The sequence below is a fragment of the Streptomyces sp. NPDC048277 genome (genome assembly GCF_040652235.1).
In the GTDB taxonomy this organism is placed as follows: Bacteria; Actinomycetota; Actinomycetes; order Streptomycetales; family Streptomycetaceae; genus Streptomyces.
Genome location: NZ_JBEZLQ010000013.1, coordinates 275,276 through 292,346 on the forward strand (window position 1 = coordinate 275,276; position 17,071 = coordinate 292,346).

Below are 17,071 nucleotides of genomic sequence, written 5' to 3' on the forward strand. Positions count from 1 at the left end.
TGGTGGAGCGCAGGACGATCGGCGCGGGGGCGCTCGCGGTGGGGGCCGTCGGACTCGGGTGCATGCCGATGAGCTGGGCGTACAGCGGGTCGCGGCAGCGGGGCGACGAGTCGGTGCGAGCGGTGCACCGGTCGCTGGACCTGGGCGTGACGCTGCTTGACACGGCGGACATGTACGGCCCGTTCACCAACGAGCTGCTGCTGGGGCGCGTGCTCAAGGAGCGGCGTGCCGAGGCCTTCGTGTCGACGAAGGTGGGGCTGCTGGTGGGCGACCAGCACATCGTTGCGAACGGGCGGCCCGGCTATGTGAAGCGGGCGTGCGACGCGTCGCTGCGCCGGCTGCAGACCGACGTGATCGATCTCTACCAGTTGCACCGCGCCGACCCCGAGGTGCCCGTCGAGGAGACCTGGGGCGCGATGGCAGAGCTGGTGCAGGCGGGGAAGGTGCGGGCGCTGGGGCTGTGCGCCGTGGGGGCGCGTGGGGGGCGCAGGTCCGGCGCGCGACTGCACGACGCGACCCTGCGCCAGCTTCAGCGGGTGCAGCAGGTGTTCCCGGTGAGCGTGGTGGAGGCGGAGCTGTCGGTGTGGTCGCCGGAGGCGCTGGAGGCGTTGCTGCCGTGGTGCGAGGCGCGGGGGGTGGGGTTCCTCGCGGCGATGCCGCTGGGCAACGGGTTCCTCACCGGCACGCTCACGCCGGGTGAGGGGTTCGAGCCGGACGATCTGCGGGCGCGGCATCCGCGCTTCACGGCGGAGATGATGGCGGCGAACCAGCCGATCGTGGCGGGGCTGCGGAGGGTTGCCGGCCGGCATGGGGACGGTGTCACCGCCGCTCAGGTGGCGCTGGCGTGGGTGTTGTCCAAGGGGCGGCATGTGGTTCCGGTGCCCGGGACCAAACAGGGCCGGTGGGCGGTGGAGAACGCCGGATCGGCGGACGTGCGGCTGACCGCTGAGGATCTGGCCGAGCTGAGCCTGCTGCCTGCTGCGCAGGGCTCGTGGGATTAGCAGCGCGACTGGCGTGGTCTGCCGGTGGTTCACTGCTGCGCCGTTGTGGCTGGTCGCGCCCACGCGGCGGAGCCGCAAATCGATACAGTCCCGCGCCCCTGGCGGGGCGCTGTACTAACGTCGGTCGGGAGGCGCTGTGAAGGGAACTTGATCGTGCAACGTCGTGCTGTGTCCGCCTTGTTGGTCGTGGGCGGGCTCCTGGTGGCGGGGTGTTCCTCCGGTGGCGGTGGGACGGGGTTGCCCACGCCGTCCTGGGCCGGGGGTAGCTCGGCCGCCGCCTCCGGGTCTGCCGGGGCCGCGGACTCCGCCGCGCCCGCCACGGGGTCCGTGAAGGTGGTGCGTACGGTCGCCCAGGGGCTGAAGTCCCCCTGGGGGCTCGCGCCGCTGCCGGACGGGGCCGGGCTGCTGGTCTCCGACCGGGACGACGGGACGATCAGCCGGGTCGACGAGAAGACCGGGAAGATCACCGAGCTGGGCGTCGTCTCCGGGGTCTCCGCGGCCGGTGAGGGCGGGCTGCTGGGTATCGCGCTCTCGCCCGGCTTCGCCTCGGACCACATGATCTACGCGTACTTCACCTCGGCCTCCGACAACCGCATCGTGCGCATGCTCTGGGACGAGAGCAAGCCGGCCAAGGAGCAGCTGGGCGCCCCCGACACGATCTTCAAGGGCATTCCCAAGGGCTTCATCCACAACGGCGGCCGGATCGCCTTCGGTCCGGACGGCATGCTCTACGCGGGCACCGGAGAGAGCGGGCAGCGGGGGCTCGCGCAGGACAAGAAGTCCCTCGGGGGCAAGATCCTGCGGCTGACGCCGGAGGGCGAACCGGCCCCCGGCAACCCGTTCCCGGACTCCCCGGTCTACTCGTACGGCCACCGGAACGTGCAGGGGCTCGCCTGGGACGACAGACAGCGGCTGTTCGCCTCGGAGTTCGGGCAGGACACCTGGGACGAGCTGAACGCGATCAAGCCCGGCGGCAACTACGGCTGGCCGAACGCGGAGGGCATGTCCTCCGACCCCAAGTACGTGAACCCGATCGCCGAGTGGCACACCGACGACGCCTCCCCCAGCGGCATCGCCTATGTCAACGGCGTGATCTGGATGGCGGCGCTGAAGGGCCAGCGGCTGTGGCGCATCCCGCTGGACGGCACGACGGCCGCCGCCGCCCCGCAGGCCTTCCTCCAGGGTGAGTACGGCCGGCTGCGCACGGTCGCCCCGGCGGGCGGCGACAAGGTGTGGCTGGTGACCAGCAACACGGACGGCCGGGGCAAGCCCAAGGCGGGTGACGACAGGATCCTGGAGCTGGAGGTCAGGTGAACAGCTCCAGGCGGTGCGCCACCGCCGCCGCCTCTCCGCGCCCCGAGACGCCGAGCTTGCCCAGGATGTTGGAGACGTGGACGCTCGCGGTCTTCGGGGAGATGTAGAGCTCCTCGGCTATCTGGCGGTTGGTGCGGCCGGCCGAGACCAGCCGGAGGACGTCCCGCTCCCGGCTGGTGAGGCCGAGGCTCTCGGCGGGGTCGAGGGCCTTCCGCGGGGTGCCGGCGGTGAGGGTGAGGCGGGCCCGCTGGGCGAGCAGGGCGACGGCGTCCGCGAGCGGGCGGGCGCCCAGGTGGTCGGCGACCGCCCCGGCCAGGCGGAGCAGTTCCGTCGCGCGCCGGCGCTCGTCGTCGCCGGCCGCCTCTTCGAGCAGGGTCTGGGCGAGGCGGCGGCGGACCCGGGCGAGGTCGTAGGGGCGGTCCAGGCACTCGAAGTCGGTGACCACGTCCGACCAGATCGCGGCGGTGTCGGTGCCCCGGGCCCGGTGGAGTTCGGCACGGGTCCAGCGCTCGTACGCCCGCCAGATGGGCGCGCCGGTGGTGAGCTTGCGGACGGCTTCGGTGAGCCGGTCGAGGACCTCGGTGCGGCCCCCGGCCGCCGCGGGCAGGGCGCGGGCGTCGGCCTCGGCGGTGGCGGCGGCCAGCAGCAGGGGCCAGCCGTAGCGCTGGGTGCCGGGCGGGAAGCCGGCCGCGAGGGCGCGGTCCAGGTCGGCGCGGGCGTCGAGGAGCCGGCCCTCCTCGGCGGCGACGCCGATGGCGATCCGGGCGACGGGCAACTGCGCCTGGGGCATCGGGTCGTGGGTGCCGTAATGGGCGTGGGAGACGGCCAGTTGGCGGGCTGCCTCGGCGGCGTCGCCCCGGGCGAGGGCGATATGGGCGAGGCGCAGGGCGGCGTCGCCCCGGGGTTGGGCGCTGGCCGCGGAGCCGAGGGCGCCCGCGGCGGCTTCGACGGCCTCGTCCCACTGGCCGAGCGCGTACAGCGAGTCGGAGAGGTTGCCCCAGATCCACACCCCGTAGTCCAGCAGGCCGTACCGGCGGGCGAACCCGAGGCCTTCCCGCAGGATGGGCACGGCCTCCCGGGAACGGCCGACCGCGTCCAGCTCGGACGGCAGGTTCACATAGGCGCGGGCCGCGACCTGGGCGACGCCTTCCCGGAGCGCGGCCTCCTTGACCAGGGCCATCTCCGCCAGTCCGGCCTCGGCGTCACCCGCGTCCACCATGAGCCCGCCCAGGGTGAGGCGCGCGTTGAGCTCGATCTCGCGGGCGCCGACCATCCGGGCGTACTCCACGGCCCGTTCGGCCGCGGCGAAAGCCTCCGGGCCGGGTTCGTGGAGCATGGACCAGTTGGCCACGTTGGCCAGCACCTCGGCGTGCACCTCCGAGGGCGGCAGGCCGCGCACCAGGTCCTGGGCGGTGCCGAGTTCCTGCCAGCCGTCGCCCCGGGCCAGGGCCTGGACCAGCCGGGAGCGCTGCACCCAGAACCAGGCGGCGCGCAGCGGGTCCCCCTCGTCCTGGACGAGCCGCAGCGCCTTCTTGGTGATCTTCAGGGCGCGTTCGCGTTCCCCGCAGAAGCGGCCGGCGACCGCCGCCTCCGCCATCAGGTCGAGGTAGCGCAGCGGGGTGGTCGCGGGATCGCAGCCGCAGGGCGGGTAGACGTCGGTGTAGTCGACGGGGCGCAGGTCGGCGCGGATCTCCTCGGGCGCGGTGTCCCAGAGCTCCATCGCCCGCTCCAGGAGCCGTAGTTGCTCGCTGTAGGCGTGCCGGCGGCGGGCCACGACGGAGGCGTCGAGGACGGCGGGCAGGGCCTTGGCGGGGTCGTGGGCCTGGTACCAGTAGCTGGCCAGGCGGGTGACGCGGGCGTCGGCCGGCACCAGGGCCGGGTCGCTCTCCAGGGCCTCGGCGTAGCGCCGGTTGAGCCGGGAGCGTTCGCCGGGGAGCAGGTCGTCGGCGACGGCCTCGCGGACCAGGGAGTGCCGGAAGCGGTAGCCGTCGCCGGCGGGGGTGGGGGTGAGGATGTTGGCGCCGACGGCGGCCCGCAACGCCTCGATGAGGTCGTCCTCGGCGAGCTGGGCGACGGCGGCGAGGAGCCGGTACTCGACGGTGGAGCCGCCCTCGGCGACGATCCGGACGACCCGCTGGGCGCTCTCGGGCAGCGCCTCGACCCGGACCAGGAGCAGGTCGCGCAGCGAGTCGGTGAGCCCGGCGCAGCAGTTCTCGGCCCGGGCGACGGCGAGTTCCTCGACGAAGAAGGCGTTGCCGTCGGAGCGTTCGAAGATCTCGTCGACCTGGGCGGGGTCGGGTTCGGCGGCGAGGATGCCGGCGATCTGGCGGCCGACCTCCTCGCGGTTGAACCGGGCGAGTTCGAGGCGGCGGACGGTGCGCAGCCGGTCGAGTTCGGCGAGCAGGGGGCGCAGCGGGTGGCGGCGGTGGATGTCGTCGGCGCGGTAGGTGGCGAGGACGACGAGCCGGCCGGTGCGCAGGGTGCGCAGCAGGTAGGCGAGGAGGTGACGGGTGGAGGCGTCGGCCCAGTGCAGGTCCTCCAGGGCGATGACCACGGTGCGCTCGGCGGCCACCCGTTCGAGCAGACGCGCGGTGAGTTCGAACAGCCGGGCCATGCCCTGTTCGTCGTGGCGGCTCGACGTGGCCTCGCCGAGTTCGGGCAGCAGCCGGGCCAGCTCGTCCTCCTGGCCCGCGGCGGCCGCGGCCAGTTCGTCGGGCAGGGCCGCGCGGAGTGCGCGCAGCGCGGTGGAGAAGGGGGCGAACGGCAGCCCGTCGGCGCCGATCTCCACACAGCCGCCCAGCGCGACGACCGCGCCCCGGCGGCAGGCGGCCGTGGCGAACTCCTCGACCAGCCGGGTCTTGCCCACCCCGGCCTCGCCGCCGAGCAGCAGCGCCTGCGGCTCGGCGGCCTCGGCGCGGGCGAGCGCCTCGTTCAGTGTGTCCAACTCGTCGTTGCGGCCTACGAACACGGGACTCACGGACCTGGTTTCCACAGGCCAGAGCATCGCACGCGGCTCGGAGCGGACGGCAGCGGTTTTCCACAGCACCGGTGCGCTTGTCGTACGACTCGTACGGCCTGATGGAAACAGGGAAGGCCGGTGGCCGACCCTGTGGCCACCGGCCTTCCCGGCTTCCGGGTGCTCGGCCTCCGGGCGGTGGGCGCCGCCCGGCCCCCTGGTCACGCGGTGCGCGGGAGCCGGCGCCGGCTGCGGCGGTCGGTATGGGTCTCCTCCGGTACGGCGGCCTGGCGGGCCGCCTCCTCGCGACGGGCGGCGCGCCGGGTGCGGACGGCCTCGCGGACGAGACGGGCGGCGGCGGCCTCACGGCGCAGTTCGGCGGAGCGGATCTGGTGGAGTTCGTACTCGAACATGCTGAATCCCTTGTGAGACGGGGTGGTTGGGCTTCGCTTTCCGCGATGCCTCCACTGTCGTCTCCCAGGGGGGTGCGCCACATCGGGAGAGTTCCGCATCTTCGGGCGGACGCCGGGCCCCGGACGCGCGTAAGGGGCCTTAGGCCGTCCGTAAGGTGCTTACGGACGGCCTAAGGCCCCTGGTGACCTGCGCTGTCTCAGCTGGTCGACGGCAGCCCGAGGAGCGCGTCGGAGTACTTGAGGACGGCCAGCAGCAGGCCGATGACGCCGAGCGCGACACCCGCCCAGGCGACCGACTTGATCCACGGGGCCTGCGCCCTGCCGGGGCTGCCGAAGGCGGGCCGGGCGAGCACCACGACGGCGGTGATCAGCGCGACCAGCGCGAACAGGCCGGCCCACAGCGCGGTGGTCTGCCAGGCGTCGCCGTACACCTCCTTGACCTGCGTGGCGACGCTCGCCGACGACGAGGTCTGGAGCTGGCCGATGAGGGTCTCGCGGGCGGCGGCGATCGTGCCGATCCAGCCACCGGTGAGGGAGACCAGGCCGAGCGCGACGGAGACGATCGCACCGGCGCCCTGGCCGACGCCGGAGGCGCCCTCCGGCTCCTCCTCGGCGAGGTCCGACAGCTCGTCGAGGTCGTCGTCGGTCAGCTCGTCGGAGTCCTCCGCCTCCGGCTCACCGGCCTCGGCGGAGGTCTTGCCGGCCTCCACCGCGGTCTCCTCGGCCGCCGATTCCCCGGCCGCGGTCTCCTCGGCGGCCGATTCCCCGGCCGCCGCCTCTGCGGTCACCGTCTCCGCGGTCGCCTTCTTCTCGTCGTTCTTCGCCTCGGCGCCGGTCTCGGCTCCGTCCACAGTCTTCGTTCCCATACCTCGCACCGTACGGACGCTGTCTGAGAGGTCTCTTAATGATCGTTCTCGGCGGTACGCGCGCGTGCCGCACTCCACTCGGGGGCCAGCACCGACCAGACCTCGGTGTCCGTGCGCACACCCCGGTGGGGGTAGTTCTCCCGCATCACGCCGTCGCGGGTCATGCCCAGCCGCCGGGCCACGTTGACACTGGCCTCGTTGGCCGACGACGCATGCCACTCCACACGGTGCATGCCACGCTCGTCAAACGCCCAGTCCAGAAGCGCCCGCATGCCACGCGTCACCAGACCCCGCCCGGCGGCCCCGGGCTCCAGCCAGCAGCCGGCCTCGCAGACCCCGGCGGGCGTGTCCCAGACCCGGAACAGCAGCCCGCCGACGAGTGTCCCGTCCAGCCACACCCCGTGCAGGCTGCCGCCGTCGACGGCGCGCTTCTCGGCGTAGGACCGCAGGTAGGCACGGGCCCCGGCGAGGTCCTCGATCACGTCCGGCAGCCCGATGTGCCGGCCGATGAACTCCCGCCCCCGGTCGATGTTCGCGAGCAGCTCCTCGGCGTGCCAGACCTCCAGAGGCCGCAGTTCGGCGCCCTCACCCAGGGATGTCGCGTACATCGTGCCGCTGCTCCTTCTCCAGTTCCTCCACGACCTCGTCGAGCCTCTCATGGGCGGCGCGGCACTCGGGCGGCTCGATGCTGATCCTGGGCAGCCTGCGGTCCAGCCAGCGGGGCAGCCACCAGTTGGCGGCGCCGAGCAGGTGCATCAGGGCGGGCACCAGCAGGGTGCGCAGGACGAAGGCGTCCAGGGCGACGGCGGAGGCGAGCGCGATGCCGAACATGGCGATCACGCGGTCGCCGCTGAGCACGAAGGCGAGGAAGACGGAGATCATGATGACGGCGGCGGAGTTGATCACCCGGCTGGTCTCGGCGAGGCCGACGCGTACCGCCCGCCGGTTGTCGCCGGTCTCCAGCCACTCCTCGTACATCCGGCTGACCAGGAAGACCTGGTAGTCCATGGAGAGCCCGAAGAGGACCGAGACCATGATCACCGGGAGGAAGGGCTCGATCGGGCCCGCCCGGCCCAGGCCGAGCAGTTCGCTGCCCCAGCCCCACTGGAAGACGGCGACGACGATCCCGAAGGCGGCGGCCACGGCGGCGATGTTCATCGCGGCGGCCTTCAGCGGGATGCCGAGCGAGCGGAAGGCGAGCAGCAGCAGGACGCAGCCGAGCCCGATCACCACCCCGACGAAGAGCGGAAGTTTGCCGACGATCACACTCGCGAAGTCGTCGTAGCTCGCCGTCACCCCGCCGACGAGGACGTGCAGCGAGGTGCCGCGTTCCGCGCGCGGGAGGACCTCGGTGCGCAGCCGGTCGACGAGTTCGCTGGTGCGCTGCGACTGCGGGGCGGAGTCCGGTACGACGGTGAGGTACGCGGTGCCGCCCCCGCCGGCGTAGGTCGCGGAGGTCACCGAGGCGACTCCCTCGGTGGCGCGCAGGGTGCTGTCCAGGCTGTCGAGGGCGAGTTTGGCGTCGGCGCCGTCGACCCGCGCCACCAGCGTGAGCGACCCGTTGACGCCGGGTCCGAAGCCCTCGGCGAGCAGGTCGTAGGCCTGCCGGGTGGTGGATCCCTTGGGGTCGTTGCCCTGGTCGGAGGTGCCGAGGTGGAGGCCGAGGGTGGGCAGCGCGAGCACGGTGACGACGGCCAGGGCGAGCGAGCCGAGCAGCTTCGGATGCCGCTCCACGAACACGGACCAGCGGGCGGCGAGCCCGGTGGGCAGTTCGGGCTGCGGTCCGTGCTCGGCGAGCCGGCGCCGCTCCCGGCGGCTGAGGGCGCGCATGCCGATGCAGGACAGGAGGGCGGGCAGCAGGGTGACGCTTGCCGCGACGGTGAGGACGACCGTCAACGAGGCGGCGACCGCGACGCCGTTGAGGAAGCCGAGCCGCAGGATGAGCATGCCCAGCAGCGCGATGCAGACGGTAGCGCCCGCGAACACCACCGCCCGCCCGGTCGTCGCGGCGGCGTCGGCCGCGGCCTCGGTGACGGACAGGCCGCGTTTCAGGCCGCGGCGGTGCCGGGTCACTATGAACAGCGCGTAGTCGATGCCCACGCCGAGCCCGATCAGCATGCCGAGCATGGGGGCGAAGTCGGCGACGGTCATGGTGTGCCCGAGCAGCACGATCCCGGCGTAGGCGGTGCCCACGCCGACCAGCGCGGTGCCGATCGGCAGCAGGGAGGCGGCGAGCGAGCCGAAGGCGAGGAACAGCACCACCGCGGCCACGGCCACCCCGACGGCCTCGGCGAGATGCCCGCCGGCGGACTCGGTGAGCCCGATGGCGCTGCCGCCCAGCTCCACGCGCAGCCCGTCGCCCTCGGCGGCCTTGGCGGCCCGTACGACGGCTTCGGCCTGCGCCTTCTTGATGTCCTCGGCCGGCCGGTCGAAGGTGACGACGGCGTACGCGGTGTGCCCGTCGCCGCTGATCCGGCCGGCGCCCTGGCCGCCGTAGGGACTGCTCACGGCCGCGACACCGGGCAGGCCGGCGATCCTGTCGAGGACGCCGGTCATGGTCTGTTCGACGTCGGCGGCGCGGACGGATCCGGAGTCGGTGTGCCAGACGACGGTGTCGCTGTCGCCGCCCAGCCGGGGGAAGCCCTCGCGGAGCAGCTGGGTGGCACGGCCCGACTCGGTGCCGGGGACCTCGTAGTCGTCGGAGTAGGCCGAACCGGTCACGGCCGCGGCCGCGGCGACCCCGCCGAAGGCGAGGAGCCACAGCAGGACGGTGACCAGACGGTGCCGGACACACCAACGCGCAAGGGCAGCCAAGGTCGTGCTCCCGGGGACGATTTGTGGATCTTTGACCGGGAACAGTCGTCGACTAACCGAACAACCCGCAAAGAATGTATGAGGATTCGAGGGACACTCTGACAGGCGAAACGGATCGTTCCGCGCGGTTCATGGGCTCGCTCGCGCGACTGGGAGCTAAGTCACAGGACAGTAACGACAACTCTGTCGCCCCGGCGGGGACTTCAGTCGAACTGGTCTCCGAGAGCCATCACCATGGTCCCCAGAATCATCAGCCACAGAGCCCAGCGGGTACGGCCCCGGGCCCCCAGGACCGACGCGACCACGCAGACGGCGGACCCGGAACCGTAGGCGGCCGGCACCAGCGCGGGCACCCCGCTCAGTCTCATCAGCGAAGCGGTGAGCCCCATCAGGGCCAGCAGAGCACCGGTCACGGTGGCGGTCCAGCGGGCCCGACGGGCGTCCTCGTAGAGGTCCTCGTCGTCCTCCGCGGCCTCCACCTCGGTTATCTCGGGTTCGGCGTCGGATTCGGCGTGTGCGGTCATGGCGGGCGAGCGTAGTACCCGCACCTGAGGGAATCGCCTGCGGAGTACGTCCACAACTGCTAGCTTCCGCTGGTCAGCCTTGATCGGCCCCTCGCCGACGACCGAAGCGGGTGCGTTGTTTGACGGTCCGAATGAGCTCCTATGCATCACCTTTCACTACGAAGATCTCAAGGAGCCCGTTCAGCGATGTTCGACGCCGCCTCTCCCACATCGTCGAAGGACGACTCGCTCACTGACCGACTGAGCCTCCCCCGGTACCCGCTCAGCAGCACCTACGACGCCCGCTGGACCATCGAGAACCAGATGGGCCCGCACGCCCTGTGGCTGCTCGAATGGCTCGCCCCCGCCCTCGCCCTGGACGCCCTGCGCCCCTGCGCGCGCGTGCTCGACCTGGGCTGCGGCCGGGCGATGACCTCGATCTTCCTGGCCAGGGAGTTCCACGCGCAGGTCACCGCCGCCGACCTCTGGGTCAGGCCCGACGACAACGCCAGGCGCATCGCCGAGGCCGGGTTCGCCGACCGGGTGCAGCCCGTGCACACCGAGGCGCACGACCTGCCCTTCGCCGAGGGCGGCTTCGACGCGATCGCGAGCATCGACGCGTACCAGTACTTCGGCACCGACGACCTCTATCTGCCCACCCTCACCCGGCTGCTGAAGCCCGGCGGCCGGATCGGCGTCGTCGTACCGGCGGTCCGGGAGGAGCTCACGGGCACCGAGCCGCCGGAGCATCTGAAGCCGTGGTGGGAGCCCGACTTCTGGTGCTTCCACTCCGCCGACTGGTGGCACCGCCACTGGACGCGCAGCGGGGCCGTCGAGGTCGAGGCGGCCGACTGGCAGCCGGACGGCTGGCGGGACTGGCTGCTGTGGTGCGAGGTGGTCGCCGAGGAGAGCACGGACGACTTCCACGTCCGGATGGCGAGCCGGAACGCGGAGATGCTCCGCGCGGACCAGGGACGCACGCTGGGCTTCGTACGGGTCGTCGGCCGCCGTAAGTAGTCCCGCCCGGCCCTTCGGGCAACGGTACGGCCCCGGAGGCGTCGCCTCCGGGGCCGTACCGCTCGATGGTGCTCAGCCCTCGCTGACGCCCAGCTTCTCCAGGATCAGCTCCTTGACGCGGGCCGCGTCGGCCTGGCCACGGGTCGCCTTCATGACCGCGCCGACCAGGGCGCCGGCCGCGGCCACCTTGCCGCCGCGGATCTTGTCGGCGACGCCCGGGTTGCCGGCGATGGCCTCCTCGACCGCGGTGGTCAGGGCGCCGTCGTCCGACACGACCTTCAGACCGCGCTTGTCGACGACCTCGTCCGGGGTGCCCTCGCCCGCGAGGACGCCCTCGATGACCTGGCGGGCCAGCTTGTCGTTGAGGTCACCCTTCGAGACCAGCTCGGTGACCCGCGCGACCTGCGCCGGGGTGATCGCCAGCTCGTCGAGCGAGGTGCCCGACTCGTTGGCGCTGCGCGCCAGTTCGCCCATCCACCACTTGCGGGCGGAGGCCGCGTCGGCCCCGGCGTCGATGGTGGCGACGATCAGGTCCAGCGCACCGGCGTTGATGATCGCCTGCATGTCGAAGGCGGAGATGCCCCACTCGGCGAGCAGCCGGGTACGGCGGGCCAGCGGCAGCTCCGGCAGCGCGGCCCGGATCTCCTCGACCCACTCACGGGACGGGGCGACCGGCACCAGGTCCGGCTCCGGGAAGTACCGGTAGTCCTCGGCCTCCTCCTTCACCCGGCCCGAGGTCGTGGACCCCGTGTCCTCGTGGAAGTGCCGGGTCTCCTGGATGATCGTCCCGCCGGAGGACAGCACGGCCGCGTGCCGCATGATCTCGAAGCGGGCCGCACGCTCCACGGACCGCAGCGAGTTCACGTTCTTGGTCTCGGAGCGGGTGCCGAACTTCGCGGTGCCGTTCGGGCGCAGCGACAGGTTCACGTCGCAGCGCATCTGGCCCATCTCCATGCGGGCCTCGGACACGCCGAGCGCCCGGATGACCTCGCGCAGCTCACGGACGTACGCCCGCGCGACCTCGGGGGCGCGCTCGCCCGCGCCCTCGATCGGCTTGGTGACGATCTCGATGAGCGGGATGCCCGCGCGGTTGTAGTCGAGCAGCGAGTGCGAGGCGCCGTGGATACGGCCCGTCGCGCCGCCCACGTGGGTGGACTTGCCGGTGTCCTCCTCCATGTGGGCGCGCTCGATCTCCACGCGGAAGGACGTGCCGTCCTCCAGCTGTACGTCGAGGTAGCCGTTGAAGGCGATCGGCTCGTCGTACTGGGAGGTCTGGAAGTTCTTCGGCATGTCCGGATAGAAGTAGTTCTTCCGGGCGAAGCGGCACCACTCGGCGATCTCGCAGTTCAGCGCGAGACCGATCTTGATCGCGGACTCGACGCCGGTCGCGTTGACGACCGGGAGCGCGCCGGGCAGGCCGAGGCAGGTCGGGCAGGTCTGCGTGTTGGCGTCCTGACCGAGCTCGGTCGAACAGCCGCAGAACATCTTGGTCTTGGTGCCGAGTTCGACATGGACCTCAAGGCCCATGACGGGGTCGTAGGACGCCAGCGCGTCCTCGTACGACACCAGGTCGGTCGTGGTGGTCACGGTGAAACTTCCCTCTCAGCCCAGCAGGACGTCGTCGTCGCCCAGCCGCTTCAGCTCGCGGTAGAGGATGGCGAGGCCGGTGACGATCGCGACGGCGGACACGGTGGCGTCGATGAGCCGGAGCGTGTCGTGCTCGGCGCGGGCCTTCTTGATCTGCTTGGCGACACCGACCGCGCCGAACGCGGTGGTGGCCATGGACAGGTACGTACCGGACTTCGACTTCTTGAAGCCCTTGGCCTTCGACAGTGCGTTGCTCACAGCGACGGTGCCTCCTCCAGGAGCGGGTGGCCCCACTTTTCCACGAAGGCGGCCTCGACGGCGGCGCCGACCTTGTAAAGCCGGTCGTCCTTCAGCGCCGGGGCGATGATCTGCAGACCCACCGGGAGGTTGTCCTCCGGGGCGAGACCGCAGGGCAGCGACATCGCCGCGTTGCCCGCGAGGTTCGTCGGAATGGTGCACAGGTCGGCCAGGTACATCGCCATCGGGTCGTCGGCACGCTCGCCGATCGCGAAGGCGGTGGTCGGCGTCGTGGGCGACACGATGACGTCCACCTGCTCGAAGGCCTTCTCGAAGTCGCGCGTGATGAGCGTGCGCACCTTCTGGGCGGAGCCGTAGTACGCGTCGTAGTAGCCCGAGCTCAGCGCGTAGGTGCCGAGCATGATGCGGCGCTTCACCTCGGGACCGAAGCCCGCCGCACGGGTGAGGGAGGTGACCTCCTCGGCCGAGTGGCTGCCGTCGTCGCCGGTCCGCAGGCCGTAGCGCAGGCCGTCGAAGCGGGCGAGGTTGGAGGAGCACTCGCTCGGCGCGATCAGGTAGTACGCCGACAGGGCCAGGTCGAAGGACGGGCAGTCCAGCTCGACGATCTCGGCGCCCAGGTCCTTCAGCAGCGCGACGGACTCGTCGAAGCGCTGGATGACACCGGCCTGGTAGCCCTCGCCGCGGAACTGCTTGACCACGCCGACGCGCATGCCCTCGACGCTGCCGTTGCGGGCGGCCTCGACGACCGGCGGGACGGGCGCGTCGATGGAGGTGGAGTCCAGCGGGTCGTGCCCGGCGATGACCTCGTGCAGCAGCGCCGCGTCCAGCACCGTACGGGCGCAGGGCCCGCCCTGGTCCAGGGAGCTGGAGAACGCGACCATGCCGTACCGGGACACTGCCCCGTACGTCGGCTTCACGCCGACCGTGCCGGTGACGGCGGCCGGCTGGCGGATGGAGCCGCCGGTGTCGGTGCCGATGGCGAGCGGCGCCTGGAAGGAGGCGAGCGCGGCGGAGGAGCCGCCACCGGAACCGCCGGGGATCTTGGTGAGGTCCCAGGGGTTGCCGGTCGGCCCGTACGCGCTGTTCTCGGTGCTGGACCCCATGGCGAACTCGTCCATGTTGGTCTTGCCGAGGATGACGACGTCGGCGGCCTTGAGGCGCTTGGTGAGGGTGGCGTCGTACGGCGGGATCCAGCCCTCGAGGATCTTCGAACCGACGGTGGTCGGCACGCCCTCGGTGGTGAAGATGTCCTTGAGCGCGAGCGGGACGCCGGCCAGCGGGCCGAGCTTCTCCCCCCGCTCCCGCTTCTCGTCGACGGCACGGGCCTGCGCCAGGGCGCCCTCGCGGTCGACGTGCAGGAAGGCGTGCACCTTCTCGTCGACGGCCTCGATCCGGGCGAGGTGGGCCTCGGCGACCTGCACGGCGGTGAGCTCACCGGAGGCGATCTTCGCCGCGGTCTCGGCGGCCGTGAGCTTGATGATGTCCGTCATGGCTGTCTAGTCCTCCCCCAGGATCTGCGGCACCTTGAAACGCTGCTGCTCCTGGGCCGGGGCGCCGGAGAGCGCCTGCGCGGGGGTGAGCGAGGGACGGACCTCGTCCGCGCGCATGACGTTCGTCAGCGGCAGCGGGTGCGAGGTCGGCGGTACGTCTTGGTCGGCGACCTCGCTGACGCGGGCGACCGCGCCGATGATGTCGTCGAGCTGGCCCGCGAAGTGTTCGAGTTCTTCGGGCTTCAGCTCCAGACGCGCCAGCCGGGCGAGGTGGGCGACCTCCTCGCGCGTGATGCCAGGCATGCAGCGTTCCTCTGGGGTGAGTGTGTGTGGTTTGGGGCCAATCCTATGGGGCGGGGGCGGGTAGCCGTTAAACGGTTTCGGCGACGGGTGTCCCACGCCTCGCTCCGCGGGGAGTGGCCGAGCAATCACAACGCACCCGCGGCCGCCGACGCGCCCGGGCCGGCACCCCCCACAACGGTCGGCTACTCGGCCGCCGGCAGAGCCGCCCGCGGGCGCTGCCACCCCCGGGACCCCCGCGCCAGCAACCACGCCGTCGTCTCCTCCGGCGGCATCGCGGCCGCGACCAGCCACCCCTGCACCGCGTCACACCCCAGGTCCCGCAACCGCTCCCACGTCTCGTCGTCCTCCACGCCCTCCGCGACGACCAACAGCCCCAGCGAATGCGCCAGATCGACCGTGCAGCGCACGATCTCCGCGTCCTCGTTGTCCACGGCCAGCCGCGCCACGAACGACCGGTCGATCTTCAGCTCGCTCACCGGCAGCCGCCGCAGGTGAACCAGCGACGAATACCCCGTGCCGAAGTCGTCCAGCGACATCTTCACGCCGTGCCCGTGCAGCCCCGCGAGGGTGTCGGCGGCCCGCTGCGGGTCCTCCAGCAGCACATGCTCGGTTATCTCCAGCTGCAGCGCCCCCGCCGGCACCCCGTGCCGGGCCAGCCGCGCCGCCACCAGGCCCGCGAACCCCGGCGTGTGGACGTCCCGCGGCGACACGTTCACCGCCACCGGCACCCGCAGCCCCTGCGCCCGCCACTCGGCGACCTGGGCGAGCGCGGTCTCCAGCACGTACTCCGTCAGGTGGGGCATCAGCCCGGAGGACTCGGCGATCGCTATGAACTCGTCCGGCGGCACCTTCCCGCGCTCGGGATGCACCCACCGCACCAGCGCCTCGAGACCGGCGACCTGCCCGTCGAAGCGCACCTTCGGCTGGTAGTGCAGCTGCACCTCGTGCGCGTCCAGGGCCCGGCGCAGATCCCCCAGCAGTCCCAGCCGGTCCGGGGTGTTGGAGTCCCGCTTGGACTCGTACACCTCGACGCCCGTACGGTCCCGCTTCGCCTGGTACATCGCCACGTCCGCCCGCCGCAGCAGCCCCTCCGCGTCGAGCGCGTGGTCGGGGAAGACGGCGACACCGGCGCTGGCCTCCAGGACGAGCGTGAGTCCGTCAAGGTCGAGCGGGGAGGAGAGGGCCGTGACCAGATTGCGGGCGACCCGGGTCGCGGACGTCGTGGAGTCGGCGACCGGCAGTAAGACCGCGAACTCGTCGCCGCCGAGCCGGGCGGCCTCCGCACCGCGGGGCAGCGCGGCCCGCAGCCGGTCGGCTATCTGGAGCAGCAGCCGGTCACCGGCGAGATGACCGAGCGTGTCATTGACCGAACGGAACCGGTCGAGGTCGATCAGCATCAGGGCGGAGCGCGCGCCGATGCGTTCGGCGTCGTCGAGGGCGGTCCAGATCCGCTCCAGGAGCCACTGCCGGTTGGGCAGTCCGGTCAGCGGGTCGCGCAGCTGCTCCTCCGCCCGGGCCCGGGCTATCCACAGGGTGGAGTCGAGGGCGACCAGCGGGATGGAGAACAGCGGGAGCAGCAGCGGCTGGGCCACGGCGACCACACAGATCAGCGGGGCGATGCCGAGCAGGGCGATGGCGACCAGGCCCTGTCGCATCAGGGCGGTGCGGGCGACGGTGGGCACACCGCTGCCGGACGGTACGTGCAGGTACCAGAGCAGGGCGCGGGTGACGGCGAGGTAGGCCACCGCGACGAGTACGACCTCGGGGGCGGTGGTGACGCTCCAGCCACCGGGGTTCCAGGGCGACTCGACGGTCGGTACGCGGCCGAACGCGCCGAGCACCAGCGCTCCGGCGCCGATGCCGAGGATGTCCACCGCGCCGTGCAGGACGCCCTGCCGCCAGCGGTGGCGCCTGGCTATGCCGACCAGGACGACGACGGTGAGGCTGACCATGCCGGCGGGCACCCAGCCGTAGAGCAGGAGGACGGCGAGGGTGAGGGCGGCGCCGGAGCCGGTGCCGCCCCACCAGCGGGCGCGGCCGAGCAGCACCAGGTGGCCGACGATGATGCCGGTGAGCACGGCCAGCGACCAGCCGACCGTGCCGGACGGGAACAGGGCGTGGTCGTCGGTGAAGGCACGGTAGAAACCGGCGCCGAGGACGAACGCGGCGGTCGCGACGACCCCGGCGGGCAACGCGGGCCACGACAGGTGCCGTTCGTGATCGGTGCCGGTCAGACCGGGCGGCGGTTCGACGGCGGCCAGCGGCAGCGGGTCGCGCGCGTCCTCCGCGACGCTCGCCATCGGCAGGCCCGGACGCCGATCACCCCGCACCGTCCACCGGCTCTCCCGCCACGCGCCCGCCCGGCGGCGCAGCGGCGGCCGCGCGCCCGGGGCGGCGCTCTCGGTCGGTTCCATTCCCGTCCCTCTCACAGCCGGCGGTGCCCACGCCATGCGGTCCGTGCCCTTCGAGAGCACGGGAATGCCCCGACCGCAGCTGGGCACGGCAGGTGCATATCTCAACAGTAGGCCGCAGAAGGCTTTTACGGGCAG

General features: G+C 72.3%; 14 protein-coding genes. 3 read left to right on the top strand and 11 right to left on the bottom strand.

The window, feature by feature from the left end:
* Nucleotides 1-2 precede the first annotated feature (2 nt).
* The gene (locus AB0D85_RS27920) at nt 3-1,001 is read left to right on the top strand and encodes an aldo/keto reductase (RefSeq protein ID WP_362325695.1); all 999 of its coding nucleotides are present in this window, start codon (nt 3-5) and stop codon (nt 999-1,001) included.
* 168 nt (nt 1,002-1,169) lie between these two features.
* The gene (locus AB0D85_RS27925; RefSeq protein ID WP_362325698.1) at nt 1,170-2,315 is read left to right on the top strand and encodes a PQQ-dependent sugar dehydrogenase; all 1,146 of its coding nucleotides are present in this window, start codon (nt 1,170-1,172) and stop codon (nt 2,313-2,315) included.
* On the opposite strand, the gene AB0D85_RS27930 is transcribed toward AB0D85_RS27925, so the two are convergent.
* The 6 genes from AB0D85_RS27930 to AB0D85_RS27955 all read right to left on the bottom strand — a co-directional run bounded on the left by AB0D85_RS27930 (nt 2,308) and on the right by AB0D85_RS27955 (nt 9,888).
* Nucleotides 2,308-5,319 carry an AAA family ATPase gene (locus AB0D85_RS27930; protein WP_362325701.1) on the bottom strand — a complete coding sequence of 1,004 codons (3,012 nt, stop codon included), beginning with the start codon at nt 5,317-5,319 and terminating at the stop codon, nt 2,308-2,310. The genes AB0D85_RS27925 and AB0D85_RS27930 overlap by 8 nt on opposite strands.
* A 173-nt stretch (nt 5,320-5,492) precedes the next feature.
* Nucleotides 5,493-5,684: a hypothetical protein gene (locus tag AB0D85_RS27935; protein WP_362325704.1), complete on the bottom strand. Its 192-nt coding sequence runs from the start codon at nt 5,682-5,684 to the stop codon at nt 5,493-5,495.
* Between the two features lie 197 nt (nt 5,685-5,881).
* Complete coding sequence (locus tag AB0D85_RS27940; protein ID WP_362325707.1) at nt 5,882-6,550, bottom strand: hypothetical protein; 669 nt, start codon at nt 6,548-6,550, stop codon at nt 5,882-5,884.
* A gap of 35 nt (nt 6,551-6,585) precedes the next feature.
* On the bottom strand, nt 6,586-7,158 hold the full coding sequence (locus AB0D85_RS27945) for a GNAT family protein (RefSeq protein WP_362325710.1): 573 nt from the start codon (nt 7,156-7,158) through the stop codon (nt 6,586-6,588).
* Nucleotides 7,136-9,364 carry an MMPL family transporter gene (locus AB0D85_RS27950; protein WP_362325713.1) on the bottom strand — a complete coding sequence of 743 codons (2,229 nt, stop codon included), beginning with the start codon at nt 9,362-9,364 and terminating at the stop codon, nt 7,136-7,138. Before AB0D85_RS27950 ends, AB0D85_RS27945 begins: the two co-directional genes overlap by 23 nt.
* Nucleotides 9,365-9,567: 203 nt before the next feature.
* The gene (locus AB0D85_RS27955) at nt 9,568-9,888 is read right to left on the bottom strand and encodes a hypothetical protein (protein WP_362325716.1); all 321 of its coding nucleotides are present in this window, start codon (nt 9,886-9,888) and stop codon (nt 9,568-9,570) included.
* Between the two features lie 186 nt (nt 9,889-10,074).
* On the opposite strand from AB0D85_RS27955, the gene AB0D85_RS27960 reads away from it, so the two are divergent.
* Entirely contained in the window at nt 10,075-10,884 is an 810-nt protein-coding gene (locus AB0D85_RS27960; protein ID WP_362325719.1) for a methyltransferase domain-containing protein, read from the top strand.
* A 72-nt stretch (nt 10,885-10,956) separates the two neighbouring features.
* Here AB0D85_RS27960 and gatB read toward each other — a convergent pair whose 3' ends face one another.
* The 5 genes from gatB to AB0D85_RS27985 all read right to left on the bottom strand — a co-directional run bounded on the left by gatB (nt 10,957) and on the right by AB0D85_RS27985 (nt 16,936).
* Nucleotides 10,957-12,471, bottom strand: coding sequence for an Asp-tRNA(Asn)/Glu-tRNA(Gln) amidotransferase subunit GatB (gene gatB / locus AB0D85_RS27965; RefSeq protein WP_362325722.1), 1,515 nt, complete (start codon nt 12,469-12,471; stop codon nt 10,957-10,959).
* Between the two features lie 15 nt (nt 12,472-12,486).
* Entirely contained in the window at nt 12,487-12,729 is a 243-nt protein-coding gene (locus tag AB0D85_RS27970) for a hypothetical protein (RefSeq protein WP_123973960.1), read from the bottom strand.
* Nucleotides 12,726-14,219 (bottom strand): Asp-tRNA(Asn)/Glu-tRNA(Gln) amidotransferase subunit GatA, encoded by a 1,494-nt coding sequence (gatA, locus tag AB0D85_RS27975; protein WP_362325727.1) that lies wholly within the window; start codon nt 14,217-14,219, stop codon nt 12,726-12,728. Before gatA ends, AB0D85_RS27970 begins: the two co-directional genes overlap by 4 nt.
* Before the next feature lie 6 nt (nt 14,220-14,225).
* A complete protein-coding gene (gatC, locus tag AB0D85_RS27980) occupies nt 14,226-14,522 on the bottom strand; it encodes an Asp-tRNA(Asn)/Glu-tRNA(Gln) amidotransferase subunit GatC (protein ID WP_067164579.1) in 297 nt (98 codons plus the stop codon).
* Between the two features lie 182 nt (nt 14,523-14,704).
* On the bottom strand, nt 14,705-16,936 hold the full coding sequence (locus tag AB0D85_RS27985) for a bifunctional diguanylate cyclase/phosphodiesterase (RefSeq protein ID WP_362325731.1): 2,232 nt from the start codon (nt 16,934-16,936) through the stop codon (nt 14,705-14,707).
* Nucleotides 16,937-17,071: the final 135 nt, after the last annotated feature.

Coding starts and splice junctions, on each gene's coding strand:
- AB0D85_RS27930 (WP_362325701.1), bottom strand. CDS start 5,319: ATGCTCTGGCCTGTGGAAACCAGGTCCGTGAGTCCCGTGTTCGTAGGC.
- AB0D85_RS27935 (WP_362325704.1), bottom strand. CDS start 5,684: ATGTTCGAGTACGAACTCCACCAGATCCGCTCCGCCGAACTGCGCCGT.
- AB0D85_RS27940 (WP_362325707.1), bottom strand. CDS start 6,550: ATGGGAACGAAGACTGTGGACGGAGCCGAGACCGGCGCCGAGGCGAAG.
- AB0D85_RS27945 (WP_362325710.1), bottom strand. CDS start 7,158: ATGTACGCGACATCCCTGGGTGAGGGCGCCGAACTGCGGCCTCTGGAG.
- AB0D85_RS27955 (WP_362325716.1), bottom strand. CDS start 9,888: ATGACCGCACACGCCGAATCCGACGCCGAACCCGAGATAACCGAGGTG.
- AB0D85_RS27960 (WP_362325719.1), top strand. CDS start 10,075: ATGTTCGACGCCGCCTCTCCCACATCGTCGAAGGACGACTCGCTCACT.
- gatA (WP_362325727.1), bottom strand. CDS start 14,219: ATGACGGACATCATCAAGCTCACGGCCGCCGAGACCGCGGCGAAGATC.
- gatC (WP_067164579.1), bottom strand. CDS start 14,522: ATGCCTGGCATCACGCGCGAGGAGGTCGCCCACCTCGCCCGGCTGGCG.
- AB0D85_RS27985 (WP_362325731.1), bottom strand. CDS start 16,936: ATGGAACCGACCGAGAGCGCCGCCCCGGGCGCGCGGCCGCCGCTGCGC.